The sequence below is a fragment of the Rhizobium binxianense genome (genome assembly GCF_028994275.1).
Lineage (GTDB): Bacteria > Pseudomonadota > Alphaproteobacteria > Rhizobiales > Rhizobiaceae > Rhizobium > Rhizobium binxianense.
Map to the genome: position 1 here is coordinate 3,938,561 of NZ_CP118713.1, position 20,835 is coordinate 3,959,395.

Genomic DNA, 20,835 nt, shown 5'->3' on the forward strand with positions numbered 1-20,835 from the left:
CAAAATCGGACATTTTTTGACCCCTCCGGAAGCCGAAACCAGGAAAGACCCGACGTATGCATCTCACCGCCGAAAATCTGGCCGCAAGGCGCGGTGAGGATCTGATTTTCGTTAACATTTCCTTTCACTTGGCAGCCGGCGAGGCGCTTGTGCTGACGGGCAGAAATGGATCGGGAAAGTCCACTTTGCTGCGTGTCGTCGCCGGCCTTCTCAAGCCGGAAAAAGGCACCGTCATCTTCCGCGACGGAGAGGGCTGGAAAGACCGGCATCCGGGCGAAGCCAGCCACTACCTTGGCCATCGAAATGCGATGAAGAATGAACTTACAGTTGCAGAGAATCTGGAATTCTGGCGAGCCTTTCTCGGCCACCCCACTGCCGGCCTCCCGCTTGAAGAAGCCGCTGAGGCCGTCGGCCTCTCAGGAATCACCCACCTTCCCTTCGGTTATCTCTCCGCCGGCCAGCAGCGCCGGATAGCCTTCGCCAAACTGCTCGTCGCCCACCGCCCCGTCTGGATCCTCGACGAACCCACAGCCGCACTCGATGCCAGCGCCGACCGGCTGCTGGCCGAATTGATCACAGCGCATCTGGCAGAAGGCGGCATCGTGCTGGCGGCAACACATCAGCCGTTGGGGCTGGAGAATGTGCAGCAAATGAAGATGACGGGCTTTGCCGGCGTGGATCATGGGGTATGGGGATGATGGTCTGTGGGTATTTGTCAGAGTTTGAGGGCAAGACCCCTCCCCAACCCCTCCCCATAAGGGGGAGGGGCTACTTTGCCGCGCCGTCCGATGCAAACCTCATCGTTGCAGTCAGCGGGACGGTAACAGCCTGCCAGATCTTTGCTTTTGGCCACTGCCGCGCACCGCAACTTAGCCCCTCCCCCTTGTGGGGAGGGGTTGGGGAGGGGTCTTTTCAACACACCTCTTCAGAGCACTCCGCATGACCGCCCTCTTCCTCCGCGACCTCAAGCTCTCGATTCGCGCCGGCGGCGGCGCGCTGATCGGTGTGCTGTTCTTCCTGACCATCGTCGCCGTCATTCCCTTCGGCGTCGGTCCCGATCTCAAGCTGCTGTCGCGCATCGGCCCCGCCATCGTCTGGATCGGCGCATTGCTTGCCGCCCTTCTCGGCCTCGACCGCCTGTTCCAGGCCGAGCGCGACGACGGATCGCTCGACCTGATGCTGATGCAGGAAACGCCGCTCGTCCTTACCGTGCTGGTCAAATGCCTCGCCCACTGGACGGCCACCAGCCTGCCGCTGGTCATCGCCTCGCCGCTGCTCGGCCTCTTTATGAATATGGACGAGACGGCGATCGGTGCGACCATGTTGACGCTGCTTGTGGGATCGCCGGCCATCACCTTCATCGGCGCCGTCGGCGCCGCCGTCGCCGTGGCGCTGCCTCGTGGCGGCCTGCTGGTCTCGATCCTCGTGCTGCCCTTGACCATCCCGGTGCTGATCTTCGGCGTCAGCGCCACCTATGCTGCGGTCGAAGATCCGGCCCCCTTCCTCCCACCTTTTCTGATCCTGATCGCGCTGACACTCTTCTTTGGCGTTATCGGTCCGGCCGCCGCTGCCCTGGCGCTGCGAAACACGGCGGATTGACCAGCCATTCGATTGCGGGAAAAGCCGGATCAAGGTAAGGAACGGTTATGAACGAAACGAGCCTTGCCATCAGCAAATTCAGCGATCTCGCCAACCCGACGCGGTTTCTGGCGCTGGCGGCGCGCGCCATTCCCTGGCTGGCCGGCATCACCGCCCTCTGTTTTATCGTCGGCCTCTATCTGAGCTTCGCCACCGAGGGCGATTATCAGCAGGGCGAGACCGTGCGCATCATGTATATCCATGTGCCCTCGGCCTGGCTTTCGATGATGTGCTACACGATCATGAGCATATCGGCGATCGGCACGCTCGTCTGGCGCCATCCGCTGGCCGATGTCTCGGCCAAGGCAGCAGCCCCGCTCGGCGCCGCCTTCACCCTGCTTGCCCTCGTTACCGGCTCGCTCTGGGGCAAGCCGATGTGGGGCACCTGGTGGGTCTGGGATGCGCGGCTGACCTCCGTCTTCATTCTCTTTCTGATGTATCTCGGGCTGATTGCGCTCAGCCGCGCCATCGACGATCCGTCGAAGGCCGCACGCGTCAGCGCCGTGCTGATCCTCGTCGGCTTCGTCAACATCCCGATCATCAAATTCTCCGTGGAATGGTGGAACACGCTGCATCAGTCGGCAAGCGTGCTGCGTCTCGACGGTCCGGCGATCGATCCGGAATTCCTGCGGCCGCTCTTCGTCATGGCGATCGCCTTCACCCTGCTCTTCTTCACCCTGCATATCATGGCGATGAGGAACGAGATCTGGCGCCGCCGCATCGCCGCCCAGCGCCGCATCGCCGCCCGCATGGCCAGCCGCGAGGAACAGACTTGACGCACGCCTTCTACGTCTACGCCTCCTACGGCTTCGCAGCCCTCGTAACGGTCGCCGTCACGCTCTGGACCTGGGCCGACGGGCGGGCGCGCCGCCGGGAACTCGCGAGCCTCGAAGCCGCGGGCATTCGCCGCCGCTCGGCACGCACTGGGGACGGGCAATGAGCGAGACGCCGGAAATCCCGCCCGCCAAGCAGCGCGGGCGCGGCAGCTTCGTGCTGGCGCTTCTGCCGCTGATCGTCTTCGGCGGCATTGCGGCAACTGCCGCGAAGATGCTCTACGACCAGGATTTCCACGGCAAGAACATCACCGAAATCCCTTCCGCCCTGATCGGCACCAAGGCGCCGGCGCTGAAGCTTCCGCCGCTCGACGGCGCCAACCTGCCGGCGCTGACCGATGCAGCGATCAGGGGCAAGCTCACCCTCGTCAATGTCTTCGCCTCCTGGTGCATTCCCTGCCGCGACGAACATCCTGTTTTGAAAGAACTGGCAAAAGACGGACGGCTGAACATCGTCGCCATCAACTACAAGGACCAAAGCGACAACGCCCTGCGTTTCCTCGGTGAGCTCGGCAATCCCTACCAAGCGATCGGCATCGATCCGAACGGCAAGGCGGCGATCGACTGGGGCGTCTACGGCATTCCGGAAAGCTACCTGGTCGCCCCCGACGGCACGATTCTCTACAAGCGCGTCGGCCCGTTCGACGATGTCAGCCTGAAGGAAGGGCTGTTTCCGGCGATGGAAAAGGCATTGGGCAAGCCGGTTTCCTAGCGAGGGGTCTTTCCGGGACAAAGAAGCATTAAAGCCCGCTTTGCCAGACCTTGATCGCCTCCACCGGCCAGATCAGCATCACCACATTGAGCGTCAGATTATCGCGGATCACATAGCCGGTGAAAATTTCGAAGAAGATGGCGATCGCCACCGTCAGTGCCACCGGCGCGCGCGATGCGAAGAAGAAGCCGACGCACATGAAGACGGTATCCATCGCTGAATTCAGGATGCTGTCGCCGTAATAGTCGAGGGCGATCGTCGCCGTGCGGTAACGGTCGATGATGAGAGGTGAATTCTCGAGCAGCTCCCAGCCGGATTCGATGAACAGCGCCAACAGCAGTCGTGCCGCCAGCGGCTTGCGGCGCAGGACGAGATGGCCGAGCCCGTAGAACAGGAAGCCGTGGATGATGTGCGACGGCGTGTACCAGTCCGACAGGTGCTGCGAATTGCCGCTGGTATTGACCCCGCCCTCCCAGAGTTTGACATAACCGCAGGCGCAGATCGGCACGCGGCCCATCATATATTCGGCGACGATCTGGGCGATCAGCACCGCAAGGCAGGCGACGAACCAGTAGGTCTGGTGTCTCACACGATGTTCAACGTCTGCCGCACTCACTTCTCGACGTCCGTTTCCAGGTTGATGCTATGCTTGAGCACCAGCGGCATCTGCGCCAGCGTGAAGATGATGGTGATCGGCATCGTGCCCCAGACCTTGAAGGCGACCCAGGTGCCGTCGGAAAAATTGCGCCAGACGACTTCGTTCAGCACGGCGAGGAAGAGGAAAAAGATGCCCCAGCGGATGGTGAGCTTGCGCCAGCCCTCGGCGTCGAGCTGGAAGGCGGCATTGAAGACATAGCCGAGCAGCGAGCGGCCGAAGGCAAGCCCGCCGAGCAGCGCCACCCCGAAGAGCGCGTTGACGATGGTCGGCTTCATTTTGATGAAGGTCTCGTTCTGCAGCCAGATCGACAGCGAGCCGAAGATGACGACGACGATGCCGGAGACAAAGGGCATGATCGGCAGATGGCCGAGCACGATCTTCGAAACGATCAGCGAGATGATCGTCGCCGCCATGAAGAGCCCGGTCGCCACGAACAGCGGTCCACCCAGTTCGGAAAGCGCCGGAAACTTCTCCACCAGCCACTGGCCGCGCAGATTGGCGAAGAAGAAGATCAGCAGCGGCCCGAGTTCCAGCGCCAGTTTCAGCAGCGGGTGATGCCGGTCAGCCGCGGTCGGGGTGATATCGCTTTCGGTGCTCATGCCTTCTTCAAACCTGTTCTTCCTGGAAACCTGCGGGCCGGCCGTGCCTTGCAGGCTTTCGGCGGCATATCTGTGGCATCATTGCCCAAGTCCGGCAATGGCATGCGCGAAATCCTCGGCCTCGAACGGCTCGAGATCGTCGACACCTTCGCCGACACCGATGAAATAGACCGGCAGCTTGTGCTTGGCGGAAATGGCGACGAGGATGCCGCCGCGCGCCGTGCCGTCAAGCTTTGTCATGATCAGCCCGTTGACGCCGGCAACGTTGCGGAAGATCTCGACCTGGCTGAGCGCATTCTGCCCCGTCGTGGCATCGAGCGTCTGCAGCACGGTATGCGGCGCATCGGGATCGAGTTTGCCGAGCACGCGCACGATCTTCTCGAGTTCGGCCATCAGCTCGGCCTTGTTCTGCAGCCGGCCGGCGGTATCGACGATCAGCACGTCGCATTTTTTTGCCTTCGCCTGTTCGAAGGCATCATAGGCAAGGCCCGCGGCATCGGCGCCGAGCTTGGTGCCGATGAATTCGGAATTGGTCCGCTCGGCCCAGATCTTCAGCTGCTCGATCGCTGCCGCACGGAAGGTGTCGCCGGCGGCCAGCATCACCTTCAGCCCGGCGCCGGAGAGCTTCGCCGCCAGCTTGCCGATCGTCGTCGTCTTGCCGGTGCCGTTGACGCCGACGACGAGGATGACATGCGGCTTGTGCGAGAGGTCGAGCTGCAGCGGCTTGGCGACCGGCTTCAGGACCTTGGCGATTTCGGACGCCATGATCCGGCTGACATCCTCGCCGGTGACGTCCTTGCCATAGCGCTCGGACGCGAGTGTGTCGGTGACGCGCAGCGCGGTCTCGACGCCGAGATCGGCCTGGATCAGCAGGTCTTCGAGATCCTGCAGCGTCTCGTCATCGAGCTTGCGCTTGGTGAAGAGCGCGGCGATCTGGCCGGTCAGTTGCGAGGAGGTGCGCGCAAGCCCGTTGCGCAGCCGCTGGAACCAGCTGAGCCTCGGCTGGAGGACAACGGGCTCGGGTTCGGCGATCTTTGGGCCGGTGGCGAAGCCTTTTGGGAGGATGGGGTCAGACTGCGCCGATTCGACCAATTCCGGTGACGGCAGGGGCGTTTCGGCTGAAATGTCGCGATCCGCGGCCTCCCCCCCTACCCCGCCGGGCATCCCCTCCACAGGTGGGGGGAGACTCGTGGCGATGTTATCAGCCGCATTGACCGAATCGTCCGAAGATGCGGGCTCACTCTCAGCTTCTATTGTCTGGCGAACGGCGTCCGACTGCTCAGTCCCCCCACCTGTGGAGGGGATGCCCGGCGGGGTAGAGGGGGTATCTTGCGCGGCCTCCGCCTCGGCTTCCAGCAATGAAAGCGGCACGACGCCCATGTCGCTCAACCGGTCGGCGGCGGGCAGAATTGCGGCTTCGACATCATCTTCAGCAACCGGCGCCTCGATCCCGGCCTCGTCAATATCGGCAGCCGGCCCGCCGGCCGTATCCATTTCCTCGGTCAGCACCGGATCGTCAGCAATCGGCAGATCTTCGTCGCGCGAATGTGGCTCCAGCTCCTTTTCCACGGCTGCAGGCACTGGCTCTTCAGCCGGCTTGCCGAAGGTGAAGACCTTTTTGATGAAACTGAGCGCCATGGGGATTCCGTGAAAGTCAGGCCGCGGCAGCGGCCGTCAATTGCATGTCGAGATGCTTGCCATTGTGGCCGGTGATCGTGACCGGCACAAGTTCGCCGGGACGAAGGCCGGGCGCGGCAACCAGCGTGAAGTTTTCCGTATGCGCCAGGCCGTTGTTTTCAACAAGCAGCCATTGCCGGGTTCCGATCATGCCGTCGAGATGGGATTGATGCAGCCTATGTCCAGTGGCGCGCAGCCTGGCGGCGCGATCCTTGACCAGCGACTGGTCGAGCTGCGGCATGCGGGCGGCCGGCGTGCCGGGACGCGGGCTGTAGGGGAAAACATGCAGGTGGGCGATATCAGCCTCTTCGGCCAGCCGCACGGCATTGTCGAACATCTCTTCGGTTTCGGTGGGAAAGCCGGCGATCATATCGGCGCCGAAGCTCGTCTCGGGGCGAAGGCGGCGTGCCTCCTCGATGAAACGCAGCGCATCGGCGCGCAAATGCCGGCGCTTCATGCGCTTCAGGATCATGTCGTCGCCGTGCTGCAGCGAGAGATGCAGATGCGGCATGAAGCGCGGCTCGTCGGCAATCAGATCCATCAGATGGGCATCGGCCTCGATACTGTCGATCGAGGAAAGCCTGAGGCGGCGGACATCGGGGAGCTGCTTCAGCAGCGTCTTCGCCAAAAGCCCGAGCGTCGGGGCGCCGGGCAGATCGCCGCCATAGCTGGTGGCGTCGACGCCGGTCAGCACGATCTCGCGGTAACCGCTGTCGACGAGCTTGCGGGCCTGGTCGACGACCGCCCCCATCGGCACCGAGCGGGAATTGCCGCGGCCATAGGGGATGATACAGAAGGTGCAGCGATGGTCGCAGCCGTTCTGCACCTGGATGAAGGCGCGCACATGGCCGTCGATATGCCTGACCATCTGCGGCGCCGTCGCCTTGACGCTCATGATGTCGTTGACGCGGAGCTTCTCTTCGGCCGAAACGCCGAAATCCGGCAGGCTGCGATAGGAGGCGCTGGTCAGCTTCTCCTCATTGCCGAGCACGGCATCGACCTCCGCCATTTCGGCAAAGGTCTGTTTTTCCGTCTGCGCGGCACAGCCGGTGACGATGATGCGGGCATGCGGATTGTCGCGCCGCGCCCGGCGGATCGCCTGGCGGGCCTGGCGCACGGCCTCGCCGGTCACCGCACAGGTGTTGACCAGGATGGCATTGTTGAGCCCGGCCTTTTCAGCCTGCGCCTTCATCACTTCGGATTCATATGTGTTGAGGCGGCAGCCGAAGGTAATGACCTCGACGCCGCTCACTGCGCCTCCGCCTCTCGGGTATCCTCGCGCGACCAGAGACCCGTCGACGGATCGAGCCTGCCCGACCATTCCCATTCGGCCGGGCCGGTCATGATGACATGGTCGTCGCGCTCGCGCCATTCGATGGAAAGCGTGGCCGGCGGCTTGGCGCTCGCCACATTGATCGTCACAGTGCGGCCGGTACGGCCGGTGCGCGCAGCGCTGACGGCGGCAGAACAGGCGGCCGAGCCGCAGGCAAGCGTCAATCCCGCACCGCGCTCCCAGGTGCGCGTCGTCAGGGATGTCGGTGAGGTCACTTGCGCCAGCGTGATATTGGCGCGCTCGGGAAACATCGGATGGTTTTCGAGCAGCGGTCCGAAACGGGCGAGATCATAGGACATCACGTCTCTGTCGACCCAGAAGATCGCATGCGGATTGCCCATCGACATCGCCGACGGCGAATGCAGCACCGGATTGTCGATCGGGCCGATCTGCAGTTCGATGCGGCTGGTATCGTGGAATTCTTCCGCCAGCGGGATCCTGTCCCAATTAAAGACCGGCCGGCCCATATCGACGGAAATCGTCCCGTCTTCATGCTCGACCGCATTGAGGATGCCCGCAACCGTCTGGAAGGTGAAGGCCTTTCGGCCGGTCTCGGCGGCAAGCGCCTGCACGACGCATCGCGTGCCATTGCCGCAGGCCTGCGCCTTCGAGCCGTCGGAATTCAGGATATCGATGAAGGCATCGGTGCCGTCGGCCTTCGGATCATGGATCGCCATGATCTGATCGAACTCGGTCTGCGGATCGGCATTGAGTGCGACCGCCGCCGCCGGCGTCACCTTATCCGGCCGCCCGCGCATGTCGACGACCAGGATCTTGTTGCCAAGCCCGTTCATCCTCGCGAATTCGACCGTTGCGCTCATGATATCATTCCGTCCGTCTTTCCGCTGTATATGGCGGAAATGCGAAGGAATTACCAGTGGGTGAGTGCCGGGCAGGTTTGCCGCCGGCTGCCCTTTCGAGGCAGTTCAGCCTTTAACGCCGCGCACCGTCGGAATCGAAAGACGCCGCATGTGCTTCGACGATAGCGGCGGTGATGACTTTTCTCAGCTCGTAGACCAGCGAGCGGGACCGTTTGCGGTCCAGGTCCTGTGCCGCCTTAGCAAGGTTCAGGCCTTCATTCAGGACAATATGGTGAGCCCGTGCCAGCGCCCAGCTCTCAATATCAGGATTTATCATTCGATATCTCCGCCGAATCATTCGGCATCAAGGATATTTACGAATCATTTTACAGGATGCACTTAAGTAGAAAGTAGAATCATAAGTGGAATATTTTGCAACTGGCCTATATCGCGAATTTGGACTGTCGGCCGGAATTTTAATCGCTCGCGCCAGGTCGCAGCGCTTCCGACAAGCCCGCCACGCGGTCCTTCCGAGCATTCGCCTTGACTTTCCCACTGCTTTCCTGTTTATCGCGCCCAATCCGCGACGAGCCTGATGACTCCGAGCCGCCGACCGGGACCCTGATATCCCGGAGGTCAACACCCGACAGCGCGATGCGCCCTCGGGTGCTTTTTGGCTTTGCGTCTTGTTTTCGTCAAGGAAAAGCACGACGTTTCCGGGCATATCGAACCCGCCCGAAACGTATCAAGGAAGAGCCGATGTTTGAAAACCTCCAGGACCGTCTTGGATCCATTCTGAATGGACTGACAGGCCGTGGCGCGCTTTCGGAAGCCGATGTTTCCGCAGCGCTGCGAGAGGTTCGCCGTGCGTTGCTGGAGGCCGACGTCGCGCTCGACGTCGTACGTTCCTTTACCGACCGCGTGCGTGAAAAGGCCGTCGGCGCCGAGATCCTGAAGTCGATCAAGCCCGGCCAGATGGTCGTCAAGATCGTCCATGACGAACTGATCGAGATGCTGGGCGGCGAAGGGGTGGGCATCGACCTGCATGCGGCCGCCCCCGTCGTCGTCATGATGGTCGGCCTGCAGGGCTCCGGCAAGACGACGACGACGGCGAAGATCGCCCATCGCCTGTCGACGCGCGATAAGAAGAAAGTGCTGATGGCGTCGCTCGACACGCGCCGTCCGGCAGCCCAGGAGCAGCTTCGCCAGCTCGGCGCGCAGGCGAGCATCGACACGCTCCCTGTTATCGCAGGCCAGTCTCCGACAGATATCGCTGCCCGCGCCGTGCAGGCGGCCAGACTCGGCGGCCATGACGTCGTCATCCTCGATACCGCCGGCCGCACCCATATCGACGAGCCCTTGATGGTCGAGATGGCCGACATCAAGAAGCGCTCGAACCCGCATGAAATCCTGCTGGTCGCCGACAGCTTGACCGGTCAGGATGCCGTCAACCTCGCCCGCAATTTCGACGAACGCGTCGGCATCACCGGCCTGGTGCTGACCCGTATGGACGGCGACGGCCGCGGCGGTGCCGCCCTTTCGATGCGCGCCGTCACCGGCAAGCCGATCAAGCTGATCGGCGTCGGCGAGAAGATGAGCGAGCTCGAGGAGTTCCATCCCCGCCGCATCGCCGACCGCATCCTCGGCATGGGCGACATCGTCTCGCTCGTCGAGCGCGCCGCGGAGAATATCGACGCCGAAAAGGCGGCCGCCATGGCCGCCAAGATGGCCAAGGGCAAGTTCGACCTCGACGACCTCGCCGATCAGCTGCGCCAGATGCAGAAGATGGGCGGCATGGGCGGCATCATGGGCATGATGCCGGGCATGGCGGGCATGAAGGACAAGATGGCCGCAGCCGGCCTCGACGATAAGCTTTTCGGCCGCCAGATCGCCATCATCCAGTCGATGACCAAAGCCGAGCGCGCCAATCCCGACCTGCTCAAGCATTCGCGCAAGAAGCGCATCGCCGCCGGCTCCGGCACCGATGCCGCCGCCATCAACAAGCTTCTGAAGATGCACCGCCAGATGGCGGACATGATGAAGATGATGGGCGGCAAGGGCAAAGGCGGCATGATGAAGCAGATGATGGGCGGCCTTGCCGGCAAGATGGGACTTGGCGGCGGTATGGGCGGCATGCCCGATCTCTCGAATATCGACCCGAAGCAGCTTGAAGCGCTGCAGAAGCAGGCGGAAGCCGCGGGTCTCGGAAAGCCGGGTGGGGGTATGCCCGGTCTAGGCGGAGGCTTGCCGGGCGGATTGCCCGGTCTTGGCGGCGCAAAGCTGCCGGGCCTCGGTGGTGGTTTCCCGGGCCTGCCCGGATTGCCCAAGAAGAAGTGAAAGGATCGCCTGCCCCATGATTGATCCAGACGTCAAAGCCCAGCTTTCGAGCTACCGCCAGTCGATCGACAATATCGATGCGGCGCTCGTCCACATTCTGGCCGAACGCTTCCGCTGCACCAAAGAGGTCGGCGTGCTGAAGGCCAAGTACAAGTTGCCGCCGGCCGATCCGGCGCGCGAGGAATACCAGATCGCTCGTCTTCGTCAGCTTGCCGAAGATGCGCATCTGGACCCGGATTTCGCCGAGAAGTTCCTGAACTTCGTCATCAAGGAAGTCATCCGGCATCATGAGCAGATCGCTGCGGATCACGCTGAACAGAGCGCCGCAGCCCGATAGTCATTACCGCCCATGAAGCGGTCAAGAAAAGCCTAAGGAGTAAAGAACATGGCACTGAAAATTCGTCTCGCCCGCGGTGGCTCCAAGAAGCGCCCGTACTACCACGTCGTTCTCGCCGATGCGCGCAGCCCGCGTGACGGCCGCTTCCTCGAAAACCTCGGCTCGTGGAACCCGATGCTCGCCAAGGACGACGAGAAGCGCGTTCAGCTCAACGCCGAGCGCATCAAGCACTGGATCGAAAACGGCGCCCAGCCGACCGACCGCGTTCTGCGCTTCCTCGATGAAGCCGGCGTTGCCAAGCGCGAAGCCAAGAACAACCCTGAGAAGGCAAAGCCCGGCAAGCGCGCCCAGGAACGCGCCGCAGAAAAGGCTCAGAAGGTCGCTGACGCCGCCGCTGCTGCTGCCGACGCCGCGGAATAATCGGGATAGTCCCTCGATCGAACGGGCGGCATGGCGACATGCCGCCCGTTTTCGTTTCCAATCCTGCGCACTTCGTTTATGAGAAACCTGTCTTCCGGCTTCACATGAAGGAACCCATGACAAAGCTTGAAAACCCCGTTCTGATGGCGACGATCGGCGGCGCGCAAGGCCTCCGGGGAGAGGTGCGCGCCAAGGCCTATACGGCCGATCCGAGCGCCCTTGGCGACTACGGCCACCTGCACAGCATGGACGGCCGCAGCTTCGAAGTCCTCGAAATCCGCGAGACCAAGAATGTCGTCGTCGTCCGCTTCCGCGGCGTCAACGACCGCAATGCCGCCGAGGCGCTGAACGGCCTTGAACTTTATATCGAGCGCGACAACCTGCCGGACGAGGAGCTGGAGGACGACGAGTTCTACTACGCCGATCTCGAAGGGCTCGAAGCACTTGACGACAAGGGTGTCAGCTACGGCACGGTCACCGGCGTCTTCGATTTCGGCGCCGGCGATCTCTTGGAGCTCAAGGGCCCGGGCAAGCGCCCGGTGCTGATCCCCTTCTCCGAAGTTTCGGTGCTGGAGATCGACCTCGAGGCCGGCACGCTGCTGATCGATCCGCTGGCGGCAGGACTGGTCGACGATCCCGAAGAGCTTTCGAAATTCACCGCGGACAAGCCGAAAAAGAAGAAGTGATGGCCTTCCGGGCGAGCGTGCTGACACTTTATCCGGAAATGTTTCCGGGGCATCTGGGCTTCTCGCTCGCCGGCAAGGCGATGGAGCGTGGGCAATGGTCGCTGGACGCGGTGCAGATCCGCGATTTCGCCACCGACAAGCACCGCACCGTCGACGACACCCCGGCCGGCGGCGGCGCCGGCATGGTGCTGAAACCAGACGTTCTTGCCCGCGCCATCGACAGCACCTCGGAAAATGATGCCCGTCCGCGGCTGCTGATGAGCCCGCGCGGCCGGCCGCTGACACAGGAACGCGTGCGCGAGCTTGCGTCCGGCGACGGCATCATCATCGTCTGCGGCCGCTTCGAGGGCGTCGACCAGCGGGTGATCGAGGCGCGTGGACTGGAAGAGGTTTCGATCGGCGACTATGTGCTGTCAGGCGGCGAGCCGGCCGCACTGATCCTGCTCGATGCCATCATCCGCATCCTGCCCGGTGTCATGGGCAACGACCTTTCCGGCCTGCACGAAAGCTTCGAAGGCGGGCTGCTGGAACATCCCCATTACACCCGGCCGCAGGCGTGGGAAGGCCGGGAAATCCCCTCCATCCTGACTTCGGGCAACCATGGCGCCATCGACAAATGGCGATACGAAGAGGCGGTGCGGCTGACGCGGGAGCGGCGGCCGGACCTCTTCGAAAGGGCTAAAGCCGAGAAAAGCGGCTGATTCCACCCTCCCCTTCACAAAAATGTCGTGCGAGGGATGACAAGCCCCGGTCTTTCGTGTATTGGCGCACGCGGAAATGGGGTTATCCCCGTCTGCCAGCAAACAAAGAATGGCGAACCCGCTCCCGCCCGTTAAGGGCAAAGTCCTGAGGCCAGTTCCAAAGGATCAGTGTCGAGCGCTCTGGCTGTTTCAGAAGAACCAAAGGTTAAGACGATGAACATCATTCAGCAGCTTGAGGCCGAACAGGCCGCCAAGATCGAAGCCAAGCGCACGCTTCCCGAATTTTCCCCGGGCGACACCGTCCGCGTCAACGTGAAGGTCACGGAAGGCAACCGTACCCGCGTTCAGGCCTATGAAGGCGTCTGCATCGCCCGCTCCGGCGGCGGCCTGCAGGAAAACTTCACGGTCCGCAAGATCTCCTACGGCGAAGGCGTCGAGCGCGTATTCCCGGTTTACTCGCCGATGATCGAAAGCGTCGACGTCGTTCGCCGCGGTAAGGTCCGCCGCGCCAAGCTCTATTACCTCCGCGACCGTCGCGGGAAGTCTGCCCGTATCGTTGAAGACACCGGCGTCCGCGCCCGCAAGCTCAACGACGCCGAGCGCGCCGCCATTGCCGAGGAAAAGGCACGCATCGAAGCCGAGAAGGTCGCAGCAGCCCAGGCGCTCGCCGCCGAGAAGGCAGCAGCCGAAGCTGCGGAAGCCAAGGCCGCTGCTGAAAAGGCCGCCGCAGAAGCAGCCGCCGCTGCAGCGGAGCCGGCAGCAGAATAAGATTTGCGCCACGCAAAATTCTTTGCTTGAGGCAAAATTCTTCGCTTGGAAAGGCGGCCTTCGGGTCGCCTTTTCTATTTTTTGCTTGGTCACGCAGCCGGCGGCCTTGCCTCGGGCCTATCTTCCGTGACAATTTTGCCGTTCAATTTTTGGGAACCATTCAATGTTGTTTCGTCGTACCGTTCTTGCGAGCCTCGCCGCCCTTGCTCTTCTACCCCTCGCCGCATCGGCCGCCGAGCTGCCGGATCTCGGCGGCAAGAGCGTCGTCGTCGTCACCGAGAATGCCTATCCGCCGCTGCAATTCGTCGACCCGAAATCCGGCAAGGCGATCGGCTGGGAATATGATGCGATGAACGAGATCGCCAAGCGGCTGAATTTCAAGGTCGAATATCAGAACACCAGCTGGGACGCGATGATCCAGGCGGTGTCCGATGGCCAATACAATATCGGCATGACCGGCATCACCATCAAGGAAGACCGCAAGCAGAAGGTGGATTTCTCCGACCCCTATTTGCGCTCGCAGCAGTTCATGCTGGTGCGCGGCGACGAGAAGCGCTTCACCGACGCCAAGTCCTTTGCCGCCCTCAACGACGGCCTGATCGGCGCCCAGCCCGGCACCTCGCCTTTCTACACTGCCGTCTATGAAATCCTCGACGGCAATGAGCAGAACCCGCGCATCAAGCTTTTCGAAACCTTCGGGGCAACCGTGCAGGCTCTGAAAACAGGCGACGTCGATCTCGTCCTTACCGACAGCGTCGCTGCCAAGGGCTATGTCGATTCCTCGAACGGCGCCCTGAAGGTGGTCGGCGAACCGCTCGGCACCGAGGATTTCGGCTTCATCTTCCCGAAGGGCTCCGATCTCGTCGCTCCCGTCAATGCCGCCATTGCCGCGCTGAAGGCGGACGGCACCTTCGATGCGCTGAACAAGAAGTGGTTCCTCGACTACAAGATGGGCGAATAATCCCCGAGCGATCGCAGATGGCACTACCACCGTCCCCGCGACACGGGAAGGACGACCGCCCCTGGTGGCTGGTCGTCCTTATCCTGATCGGCATCGTCCTCGCCGCCGTCATCGTCACCAACGACATTTACACGCAGGTCTTCCGGACCGTGGTCAACGGCGCCGGCATTACCGTGTTCGTGACGCTCGTCGCCTTTGTGCTGGCGACAGTGCTTGGCCTCGGTATTGCGCTGCTCGGCCTGGCGGACAGCCTCGTGCTGCGCCAGATCGCTCGTTTCTACATCGAGATCATCCGGGGCATCCCGATGCTGGTGCTGCTCTTCTACGTCGCCTTTGTCGGCGCGCCGGGTTTTGTCGCAGCCTATAACTTCGCAATCACGCCCCTGGTGAAATCAGGCGTTGCCGAGCCGATCCTCGTGCGTGACCTGTCGCTGATGTGGCGCGCCATCTTCGCCTTGATGATCGGCTATTCCTCCTTCATCGCCGAAATCTTCCGTGCCGGCTTCCAGTCGGTCGATATCGGCCAGATCGAGGCGGCCAAGTCGCTCGGCCTGTCGCGCTACCGCCGCTTCCGGCTCGTCGTCTTTCCGCAGGCGATCCGGGTTATCTTCCCGCCGCTCTCCAACGACTTCGTCTCGATGGTGAAGGATTCGTCGCTCGTCTCCGTTCTCGGCGTCGCCGACATCACCCAGATGGGCAAGGTCTATGCCTCCGGCTCCTTCCGCTTCTTCGAAACCTATTCGATCGTCACCTATATCTACCTGATCCTGACAATCGGCCTGTCGCTGGCGCTACGGCGGACGGAGAAGTGGATGAAGTCGCGGTGACCACCACCAGTTTTTTGTTTGCGCTTTGTCCACCAGCAATTTTCAGTTTGCGCAGTCCCGGAGTCTTTTAGATGACCACGCCTATCCCATTTTTTTTGGCGATCGTTGTTTTTGCCGGCACGATATCATTTCCGGCTGAAGCCACCGAATTTCCTGCATTTCAAGGGGAATTTTGCACAGAAGTCGCAAAGAAGCCGATAAAGCCCGCCGACCGTTTCCTTACTCTTTTAGAATGCAATCGTTCCGAAAATCGCTTTAAGGAGCAATTGCAGAAACATTGGTTCCTGGTCACCGACGACGACATGAAAATCTGCATGAAATCTAAAGGAACCATGGATGAGATTAAATCCTATATGCAGCTTATGGGATGCCTTTCAGATATTATTGGCCGCAAATGCTATTCGGGAACCCTGACTTGTCGCGGAAAAACGCTATGAGGATACCGCTCCTAAAATTTTCGGCCGCCACGCTTCTTTTGGTAGCCGCTATTGCAGAACCGTATTCTGCGGAAGCAGCGGAGTTACCTGAATATGACGGTTCATACTGTGTCCGGCTGACCTCAAAGATGCTGAATGCGGATGAAAAAAACGTCGAGACGAACAAATGCTTTCAGGATGAAGCCGACACAAAGAAGAAACTCGCCGAGCACTGGGCGATTGTCTCTGAAAAATCATTTGCCTACTGCCACACTTCAGACCCGGGATCTTATCGATCGCTCCTACGCTGCTTGGCAGGCAATGTCGGCTATCGTTGCTTTCAAGACGAACTCAGCTGTAATTGGAAATAAGGCCGACGGTACCGGCTTTATCCCCTGGCCCACGTGACTTAGCAGAACATTGCTCAGGCGGTGGAAAGTTGATATATGCAGGCCATGGAATCCAAGTTCAGATGCACCGGCGCGCATATTTTCGTGCTGCAGGACCATTATCGCCTGCCGGCGCGGTTTTTTGCGTGCGTGTCCGGTGCGCTCAACAGCCGACTTCGTTGATCGAATGACGGCCGCGGAGCCTGATCCGCATTCTCGATTTTCCAAAGCTTCCAAAAAACGGACTTAACGCCATGAGCGCACCGCGTACCCTCTACGACAAGATCTGGGACGATCATCTGGTCGACGAACAGGCAGACGGCACCTGTCTTCTCTACATCGACCGCCATCTGGTCCATGAAGTCACCTCGCCGCAGGCGTTCGAAGGCCTGCGCATGACCGGCCGCAAGGTTCGCGCGCCGGAAAAGACGCTCGCCGTCGTCGACCATAACGTACCGACCTCGCCTGATCGCCATCTCGGCATCAAGAACGAGGAAAGCCGCATCCAGGTCGAGGCGCTCGCCACCAACGCCGCCGAATTCGGCGTCGAATATTATTCGGCAAGCGACAAACGCCAGGGCATCGTCCATATCGTCGGTCCGGAACAGGGCTTCACCCTGCCCGGCATGACCATCGTCTGCGGTGACAGCCACACCTCGACGCACGGCGCCTTCGGCGCGCTGGCGCATGGCATCGGTACCTCCGAGGTCGAGCATGTGCTGGCGACCCAGACGCTGATCCAGAAGAAGGCGAAGAACATGCTGGTGCGTGTCGACGGCCTGCTTCCGCCGCACGTCACCGCCAAGGACATCATCCTTGCCATCATCGGCGAGATCGGCACCGCTGGCGGCACCGGCCACGTCATCGAATTTGCCGGCGAAGCGATCCGCTCGCTGTCGATGGAAGGCCGCATGACCATCTGCAACATGACGATCGAAGGCGGCGCCCGCGCCGGCCTGATCGCGCCTGATGAAAAGACCTTCGAATACATCAAGGGCAAGCCCCGCGCGCCGAAGGGCGAGGCGCTGGAACAGGCGATCGCCTATTGGAAGACGCTGCAGACCGACGAAGGCGCTCACTACGACCGCGTCGTCGTGCTCGATGCCGCCAGCCTGCCGCCGATCGTCTCCTGGGGCTCTTCGCCCGAGGACGTCATCTCCGTCCAGGGCATCGTGCCGAACCCCGACGATATCCAGGACGAGACCAAGCGCACCTCCAAGTGGCGCGCGCTCGACTATATGGGCCTGAAGCCGGGCACCAAGATGACCGACATTACGCTTGACCGCGTCTTCATCGGCTCCTGCACCAACGGCCGCATCGAGGATCTGCGCGAAGTCGCCAAGGTCGTCGAAGGCAAGACGGTGGCCGCCACCGTCGACGCGATGATCGTTCCGGGCTCCGGCCTCGTCAAGGAACAGGCGGAAGCCGAAGGCCTCGACAAGATCTTCAAGGCCGCCGGCTTCGACTGGCGCGAGCCGGGCTGCTCCATGTGTCTTGCCATGAACGATGACCGCCTGAAGCCGGGCGAGCGCTGCGCTTCGACCTCGAACCGCAATTTCGAAGGCCGCCAGGGCTTCAAGGGTCGCACGCATCTCGTCTCGCCGGCAATGGCGGCAGCTGCCGCGATCGCCGGTCACTTCGTCGATATCCGCGAGTGGAACTGATCTGTCATCCGACAGATAAAGAATGAAAGCCGCCCGATGCGCTCCGGATGCATCGGGCGGTTTCGTATTTCATGGCGCCTCTGCTTCGCTCGCCGACAGTTATGAATGAGCGGGTGAACCCGTTTGTGCGTGGCCCTCTTTCCGATTTCATCCTTTCGGGCAATCGACATCCGGCAACGCCTGTGGCCTCATTGATATAGAGCGCGATACGCGACTGATACCATTCAGGCTCCGGCGAACACCGCGCCATCGGGGTACTGGCCATGAGGCGGAAAATAGTAGGGAGCTTACTGCAAGCCAGCCTGATCGTGTTTGCATCGCAGGCATCGATCGACGCCGGCGCCGCCGCGCCGATCCATCCGACGATACCGCCGGTCATGGCCTCTTCCGGCCTGCTGCACCCGATCGCGCAAAGCAAGATACCCTATCTCAACGGATATCGGGGCTATAGCAGCCCCCGCTCCGGCTATATCAAGAGCTCGAACGGCTATTGGTATCCGGCGCGCGCCTTCAACGATTATTATACCGGCTCGATCGGACGGCCGCAGCGCCTGAACGATAGCTGCGACCATGGCTTTACGCCGACCAACGGATCCTCGAACTGCAATTATTGACAGGAAGGCCATCGCCGCCCCGGATGATCTCTCCTCAGGGGCGGCCGCTGATCGGCTGACTTAGAACATCGCACAAAGGCGTGCAGTCGCTCTGATGAGCGCAAAGACGGTCAGAAGGTTGCCGTCAGCGGGTCCGGTCCCATGCGGGCGCCGGCGCTGTCGAGCCTGGCGATCGCCGCCATGTCGTCGGCATCGAGCTTAAAGTCGAACACCTGGAAATTCTCCTCGATGCGCGACGGCGTCACCGACTTCGGAATGACGACGAGGCCGGTGTCGATGTGCCAGCGGATGATGACCTGGGCCGGCGTCTTCCGATGTTTGCCGGCAATCTCGCCGATAACGGCATTGGTGATGAACTTGCCCTGGCCGAGCGGGCTCCAGGATTCGGTGATGATACCGAGCTTCTTGTGCGCTTCCTGCGCCGCCCTCTGCTGGAAGTCGGGATGCAGCTCGATCTGATTGATGACCGGAACAACGCCGGTCTCGCCGATGATGCGATCGAGATGCTCAGGATTGAAATTCGACACGCCAATCGAGCGGGCGCGGCCCTCTTCGCGGATGCGCACGAAGGCCTTCCAGGTCTCGGTATAAAGGCCGCGATGCGGCGACGGCCAGTGAACGAGATAGAGGTCTACATAGTCGGAGCCGAGCTTCTTCAGGCTGCCGTCGAAAGCGCGCAGCGCATTGTCGAAGCCCTGGTCGGTATTCTTGAGCTTGGTGGTGACGAAGATATCCTTGCGGTCGAGGCCGGAGGAGCGGATGCCTTCGCCGACGCCCTCTTCGTTGTCGTAACCGGACGCCGTGTCGATATGGCGGTAGCCAGCGGCGATCGCCGTGCGCACGGTGGGAGCGGCGATCTCCTGCGGCGTCTGCCAGACGCCGAGGCCGACCTGGGGAATGGAATGTCCGTCATGGAAAGTGATGATGGGTTGAGCGGTCACAATATATCTCCGGGAGTTTGAAGAATTGGACGAGGCATGAATTGCGCCCGCGCATGCGCGGACGTCCCGGAACGCTTTTCAGCCGGAGCGCTCGGTCACGGAAAGCATATAGGCAGCCGCATCCGGAAGACAATCAGAGCACCCGGACAATCGTTCCCTTTCGAATGTGCGGCAGCAGGCGGCGCATGTCGCTGAGGCTCACCGCCACGCAGCCGGCAGTCGGCTCGTAGCCTGGCCGGATCAGATGGAAGAAGATCGCCGAGCCGCGATAACGGGCTCGCGAGGAAATATTCCAGTCCATCACCAGGCAGATATCGTAGAGCCCGTCGCTGCGCCGCATCTCCTCATGGCTTGCGCCAAATGGCGCTCTGACGAGGCGGTTGTAGCTGGCATTGTCAGGCTGATCACACCAGAGCATGTCGGGGCGGATGCGGCGGATGGGAAGGGACGTGGCGAGCCGGCCGTTCCGCTCACCACGCCGGAAACCGGAGAGCAGCCTCATCGCGGCGATCGGCGTGGCGCCGTCGCCCTCGCGTTTGATCACGGTGCGGCCGGACCGGCCGATCGCCGCAGGCACGGTGATCGCGCCGAGCCGGACGATGGCTCGGCTCTTCTTTCCCGGCGCGGGCCGCACGACGATCGTCGACGGCATCATCCCCGGCTCCCGCCTTGTTTTTTCCATTTTTCTCGCATGTCTTGGATTGTCTGGGACTCCAATTGAAATCATATGAAAACCTGTGCGGCAACAGTCCGCCGCCCGATCCTTGCCAAACCAGGAATTTGGCGTAGGACTAGGGAACTTAACATGAGGACGCAACGGCATGACCGCACGCACCATTCTTCTGGTGGATGACGACGACGACCTTCGTCAGACCCTGACGGAGCAATTGTCGCTGTATGAGGAATTTTCGGTTCTGCAGGAAGCCAATGCCGGCAAGGGTGTTGCGACCGCCCGCTCGACACCCGTCGATCTGCTGATCATGGATGTCGGCCTGCCCGATATGGACGGCCGCGAAGCGGTGAAGCTGCTGCGCAAGGGCGGCTTCAAGGCGCCGATCATCATGCTGACCGGCCACGATACCGATTCGGACACGATCCTCGGCCTCGAAGCCGGCGCCAACGACTATGTCACCAAGCCCTTCCGTTTCGCCGTGCTGCTCGCGCGCATCCGTGTGCAGCTGCGCCAGCATGAGCAGAGCGAAGACGCGACCTTCACCGTCGGCCCCTATCTCTTCAAGCCGAGCCAGAAGCTGCTCACCACCGACAACGGCCAGAAGATCCGGTTGACGGAAAAGGAAGCGGCGATCATCCGCTATCTCTACCGCGCCGAGCAGAAGGTCGTCACCCGCGACGTGCTTCTCGAAGAGGTCTGGGGCTATAACTCAGGCGTGACGACGCATACGCTGGAAACCCACGTCTACCGGCTGCGCCAGAAGATCGAGCGCGATCCCTCGAATGCCGAAATCCTCGTGACGGAAAACGGCGGCTACAAGATCATACCCTAGAGCATTTCCGTTTTCTCCG

Annotated in this window: 26 protein-coding genes; 18 read left to right on the plus strand and 8 right to left on the minus strand. The window is 61.7% G+C overall.

Annotation, left to right across the window (positions count from 1 at the left end):
* Positions 1–56: 56 nt before the first annotated feature.
* From ccmA to PO860_RS19330, 5 genes are all read left to right on the plus strand, one after another.
* Complete coding sequence (gene ccmA, locus PO860_RS19310) at positions 57–698, plus strand: heme ABC exporter ATP-binding protein CcmA (protein WP_273884459.1); 642 nt, start codon at positions 57–59, stop codon at positions 696–698.
* 241 nt (positions 699–939) lie between these two features.
* Positions 940–1,599: a heme exporter protein CcmB gene (gene ccmB, locus PO860_RS19315; protein WP_275037942.1), complete on the plus strand. Its 660-nt coding sequence runs from the start codon at positions 940–942 to the stop codon at positions 1,597–1,599.
* 47 nt (positions 1,600–1,646) lie between these two features.
* Positions 1,647–2,414 (plus strand): heme ABC transporter permease, encoded by a 768-nt coding sequence (locus PO860_RS19320; protein WP_273884458.1) that lies wholly within the window; start codon positions 1,647–1,649, stop codon positions 2,412–2,414.
* Entirely contained in the window at positions 2,411–2,578 is a 168-nt protein-coding gene (gene ccmD, locus PO860_RS19325) for a heme exporter protein CcmD (protein ID WP_183608578.1), read from the plus strand. The genes PO860_RS19320 and ccmD overlap by 4 nt, the downstream gene beginning before the upstream one ends.
* Positions 2,575–3,183 (plus strand): DsbE family thiol:disulfide interchange protein, encoded by a 609-nt coding sequence (locus PO860_RS19330; protein ID WP_273884457.1) that lies wholly within the window; start codon positions 2,575–2,577, stop codon positions 3,181–3,183. The genes ccmD and PO860_RS19330 overlap by 4 nt, the downstream gene beginning before the upstream one ends.
* A 28-nt stretch (positions 3,184–3,211) precedes the next feature.
* Here the strand turns inward: PO860_RS19330 and PO860_RS19335 are convergent, their stop codons facing one another.
* From PO860_RS19335 to PO860_RS19360, 6 genes are all read right to left on the minus strand, one after another.
* Entirely contained in the window at positions 3,212–3,799 is a 588-nt protein-coding gene (locus PO860_RS19335) for a DUF2585 domain-containing protein (protein WP_273884456.1), read from the minus strand.
* The gene (locus PO860_RS19340) at positions 3,796–4,440 is read right to left on the minus strand and encodes a septation protein A (protein ID WP_273884455.1); all 645 of its coding nucleotides are present in this window, start codon (positions 4,438–4,440) and stop codon (positions 3,796–3,798) included. The genes PO860_RS19335 and PO860_RS19340 overlap by 4 nt, the downstream gene beginning before the upstream one ends.
* Before the next feature lie 78 nt (positions 4,441–4,518).
* Positions 4,519–6,078 (minus strand): signal recognition particle-docking protein FtsY, encoded by a 1,560-nt coding sequence (gene ftsY, locus PO860_RS19345; protein ID WP_273884454.1) that lies wholly within the window; start codon positions 6,076–6,078, stop codon positions 4,519–4,521.
* Between the two features lie 16 nt (positions 6,079–6,094).
* The gene (mtaB, locus tag PO860_RS19350) at positions 6,095–7,369 is read right to left on the minus strand and encodes a tRNA (N(6)-L-threonylcarbamoyladenosine(37)-C(2))-methylthiotransferase MtaB (RefSeq protein ID WP_273884453.1); all 1,275 of its coding nucleotides are present in this window, start codon (positions 7,367–7,369) and stop codon (positions 6,095–6,097) included.
* The gene (gene dapF / locus PO860_RS19355; RefSeq protein ID WP_183608572.1) at positions 7,366–8,271 is read right to left on the minus strand and encodes a diaminopimelate epimerase; all 906 of its coding nucleotides are present in this window, start codon (positions 8,269–8,271) and stop codon (positions 7,366–7,368) included. The genes mtaB and dapF overlap by 4 nt, the downstream gene beginning before the upstream one ends.
* 112 nt (positions 8,272–8,383) lie before the next feature.
* Positions 8,384–8,608: a hypothetical protein gene (locus PO860_RS19360; protein WP_183608571.1), complete on the minus strand. Its 225-nt coding sequence runs from the start codon at positions 8,606–8,608 to the stop codon at positions 8,384–8,386.
* Positions 8,609–9,009: 401 nt separating this feature from the next.
* On the opposite strand from PO860_RS19360, the gene ffh reads away from it, so the two are divergent.
* The 12 genes from ffh to PO860_RS19420 all read left to right on the plus strand — a co-directional run bounded on the left by ffh (position 9,010) and on the right by PO860_RS19420 (position 18,370).
* Entirely contained in the window at positions 9,010–10,587 is a 1,578-nt protein-coding gene (ffh, locus tag PO860_RS19365) for a signal recognition particle protein (RefSeq protein WP_273881391.1), read from the plus strand.
* Positions 10,588–10,603: 16 nt separating this feature from the next.
* Positions 10,604–10,924 (plus strand): chorismate mutase, encoded by a 321-nt coding sequence (locus tag PO860_RS19370; RefSeq protein ID WP_037101839.1) that lies wholly within the window; start codon positions 10,604–10,606, stop codon positions 10,922–10,924.
* A 48-nt stretch (positions 10,925–10,972) separates the two neighbouring features.
* On the plus strand, positions 10,973–11,344 hold the full coding sequence (rpsP, locus tag PO860_RS19375; protein WP_272783574.1) for a 30S ribosomal protein S16: 372 nt from the start codon (positions 10,973–10,975) through the stop codon (positions 11,342–11,344).
* Between the two features lie 116 nt (positions 11,345–11,460).
* Positions 11,461–12,030 (plus strand): ribosome maturation factor RimM, encoded by a 570-nt coding sequence (rimM, locus tag PO860_RS19380; protein ID WP_273884450.1) that lies wholly within the window; start codon positions 11,461–11,463, stop codon positions 12,028–12,030.
* Positions 12,030–12,731 (plus strand): tRNA (guanosine(37)-N1)-methyltransferase TrmD, encoded by a 702-nt coding sequence (gene trmD, locus PO860_RS19385; protein WP_183608568.1) that lies wholly within the window; start codon positions 12,030–12,032, stop codon positions 12,729–12,731. The genes rimM and trmD overlap by 1 nt, the downstream gene beginning before the upstream one ends.
* Positions 12,732–12,944: 213 nt before the next feature.
* Complete coding sequence (gene rplS / locus PO860_RS19390) at positions 12,945–13,499, plus strand: 50S ribosomal protein L19 (RefSeq protein WP_028758031.1); 555 nt, start codon at positions 12,945–12,947, stop codon at positions 13,497–13,499.
* Positions 13,500–13,662: 163 nt separating this feature from the next.
* Complete coding sequence (locus PO860_RS19395; protein ID WP_183608567.1) at positions 13,663–14,460, plus strand: basic amino acid ABC transporter substrate-binding protein; 798 nt, start codon at positions 13,663–13,665, stop codon at positions 14,458–14,460.
* 17 nt (positions 14,461–14,477) lie between these two features.
* Positions 14,478–15,287 (plus strand): amino acid ABC transporter permease, encoded by an 810-nt coding sequence (locus PO860_RS19400; protein ID WP_275037943.1) that lies wholly within the window; start codon positions 14,478–14,480, stop codon positions 15,285–15,287.
* 71 nt (positions 15,288–15,358) lie between these two features.
* Positions 15,359–15,724 carry a hypothetical protein gene (locus tag PO860_RS19405; RefSeq protein ID WP_275037944.1) on the plus strand — a complete coding sequence of 122 codons (366 nt, stop codon included), beginning with the start codon at positions 15,359–15,361 and terminating at the stop codon, positions 15,722–15,724.
* Positions 15,721–16,074, plus strand: a complete 354-nt coding sequence (locus tag PO860_RS19410) for a hypothetical protein (RefSeq protein ID WP_272783569.1) — start codon at positions 15,721–15,723, stop codon at positions 16,072–16,074. The genes PO860_RS19405 and PO860_RS19410 overlap by 4 nt, the downstream gene beginning before the upstream one ends.
* A 272-nt stretch (positions 16,075–16,346) precedes the next feature.
* Positions 16,347–17,756, plus strand: a complete 1,410-nt coding sequence (gene leuC, locus PO860_RS19415) for a 3-isopropylmalate dehydratase large subunit (RefSeq protein ID WP_085738673.1) — start codon at positions 16,347–16,349, stop codon at positions 17,754–17,756.
* Positions 17,757–18,019: 263 nt separating this feature from the next.
* Positions 18,020–18,370 (plus strand): cell surface protein, encoded by a 351-nt coding sequence (locus PO860_RS19420; protein WP_275037945.1) that lies wholly within the window; start codon positions 18,020–18,022, stop codon positions 18,368–18,370.
* A gap of 110 nt (positions 18,371–18,480) precedes the next feature.
* Here the strand turns inward: PO860_RS19420 and PO860_RS19425 are convergent, their stop codons facing one another.
* Positions 18,481–19,311 carry an aldo/keto reductase gene (locus PO860_RS19425; protein WP_272783567.1) on the minus strand — a complete coding sequence of 277 codons (831 nt, stop codon included), beginning with the start codon at positions 19,309–19,311 and terminating at the stop codon, positions 18,481–18,483.
* 133 nt (positions 19,312–19,444) lie between these two features.
* Positions 19,445–19,966 carry a L,D-transpeptidase family protein gene (locus PO860_RS19430; RefSeq protein ID WP_275037946.1) on the minus strand — a complete coding sequence of 174 codons (522 nt, stop codon included), beginning with the start codon at positions 19,964–19,966 and terminating at the stop codon, positions 19,445–19,447.
* Between the two features lie 166 nt (positions 19,967–20,132).
* Between PO860_RS19430 and PO860_RS19435 the strand changes: the two genes are divergently transcribed.
* On the plus strand, positions 20,133–20,816 hold the full coding sequence (locus PO860_RS19435; RefSeq protein ID WP_003582964.1) for a response regulator transcription factor: 684 nt from the start codon (positions 20,133–20,135) through the stop codon (positions 20,814–20,816).
* Positions 20,817–20,835: the final 19 nt, after the last annotated feature.

What these genes read in the sequence shown, in the direction of transcription:
- PO860_RS19405 (WP_275037944.1), top strand. Translation starts at nt 15,359, where the DNA reads ATGACCACGCCTATCCCATTTTTTTTGGCGATCGTTGTTTTTGCCGGC.
- ffh (WP_273881391.1), top strand. Translation starts at nt 9,010, where the DNA reads ATGTTTGAAAACCTCCAGGACCGTCTTGGATCCATTCTGAATGGACTG.
- rplS (WP_028758031.1), top strand. Translation starts at nt 12,945, where the DNA reads ATGAACATCATTCAGCAGCTTGAGGCCGAACAGGCCGCCAAGATCGAA.
- PO860_RS19340 (WP_273884455.1), bottom strand. Translation starts at nt 4,440, where the DNA reads ATGAGCACCGAAAGCGATATCACCCCGACCGCGGCTGACCGGCATCAC.
- PO860_RS19395 (WP_183608567.1), top strand. Translation starts at nt 13,663, where the DNA reads ATGTTGTTTCGTCGTACCGTTCTTGCGAGCCTCGCCGCCCTTGCTCTT.
- ccmB (WP_275037942.1), top strand. Translation starts at nt 940, where the DNA reads ATGACCGCCCTCTTCCTCCGCGACCTCAAGCTCTCGATTCGCGCCGGC.
- PO860_RS19330 (WP_273884457.1), top strand. Translation starts at nt 2,575, where the DNA reads ATGAGCGAGACGCCGGAAATCCCGCCCGCCAAGCAGCGCGGGCGCGGC.
- ftsY (WP_273884454.1), bottom strand. Translation starts at nt 6,078, where the DNA reads ATGGCGCTCAGTTTCATCAAAAAGGTCTTCACCTTCGGCAAGCCGGCT.
- PO860_RS19430 (WP_275037946.1), bottom strand. Translation starts at nt 19,966, where the DNA reads ATGATGCCGTCGACGATCGTCGTGCGGCCCGCGCCGGGAAAGAAGAGC.
- PO860_RS19400 (WP_275037943.1), top strand. Translation starts at nt 14,478, where the DNA reads ATGGCACTACCACCGTCCCCGCGACACGGGAAGGACGACCGCCCCTGG.
- rimM (WP_273884450.1), top strand. Translation starts at nt 11,461, where the DNA reads ATGACAAAGCTTGAAAACCCCGTTCTGATGGCGACGATCGGCGGCGCG.
- trmD (WP_183608568.1), top strand. Translation starts at nt 12,030, where the DNA reads ATGGCCTTCCGGGCGAGCGTGCTGACACTTTATCCGGAAATGTTTCCG.
- PO860_RS19420 (WP_275037945.1), top strand. Translation starts at nt 18,020, where the DNA reads ATGAGGCGGAAAATAGTAGGGAGCTTACTGCAAGCCAGCCTGATCGTG.
- dapF (WP_183608572.1), bottom strand. Translation starts at nt 8,271, where the DNA reads ATGAGCGCAACGGTCGAATTCGCGAGGATGAACGGGCTTGGCAACAAG.
- rpsP (WP_272783574.1), top strand. Translation starts at nt 10,973, where the DNA reads ATGGCACTGAAAATTCGTCTCGCCCGCGGTGGCTCCAAGAAGCGCCCG.
- PO860_RS19360 (WP_183608571.1), bottom strand. Translation starts at nt 8,608, where the DNA reads ATGATTCGGCGGAGATATCGAATGATAAATCCTGATATTGAGAGCTGG.
- leuC (WP_085738673.1), top strand. Translation starts at nt 16,347, where the DNA reads ATGAGCGCACCGCGTACCCTCTACGACAAGATCTGGGACGATCATCTG.
- PO860_RS19435 (WP_003582964.1), top strand. Translation starts at nt 20,133, where the DNA reads ATGACCGCACGCACCATTCTTCTGGTGGATGACGACGACGACCTTCGT.
- PO860_RS19320 (WP_273884458.1), top strand. Translation starts at nt 1,647, where the DNA reads ATGAACGAAACGAGCCTTGCCATCAGCAAATTCAGCGATCTCGCCAAC.
- PO860_RS19410 (WP_272783569.1), top strand. Translation starts at nt 15,721, where the DNA reads ATGAGGATACCGCTCCTAAAATTTTCGGCCGCCACGCTTCTTTTGGTA.
- PO860_RS19370 (WP_037101839.1), top strand. Translation starts at nt 10,604, where the DNA reads ATGATTGATCCAGACGTCAAAGCCCAGCTTTCGAGCTACCGCCAGTCG.
- ccmA (WP_273884459.1), top strand. Translation starts at nt 57, where the DNA reads ATGCATCTCACCGCCGAAAATCTGGCCGCAAGGCGCGGTGAGGATCTG.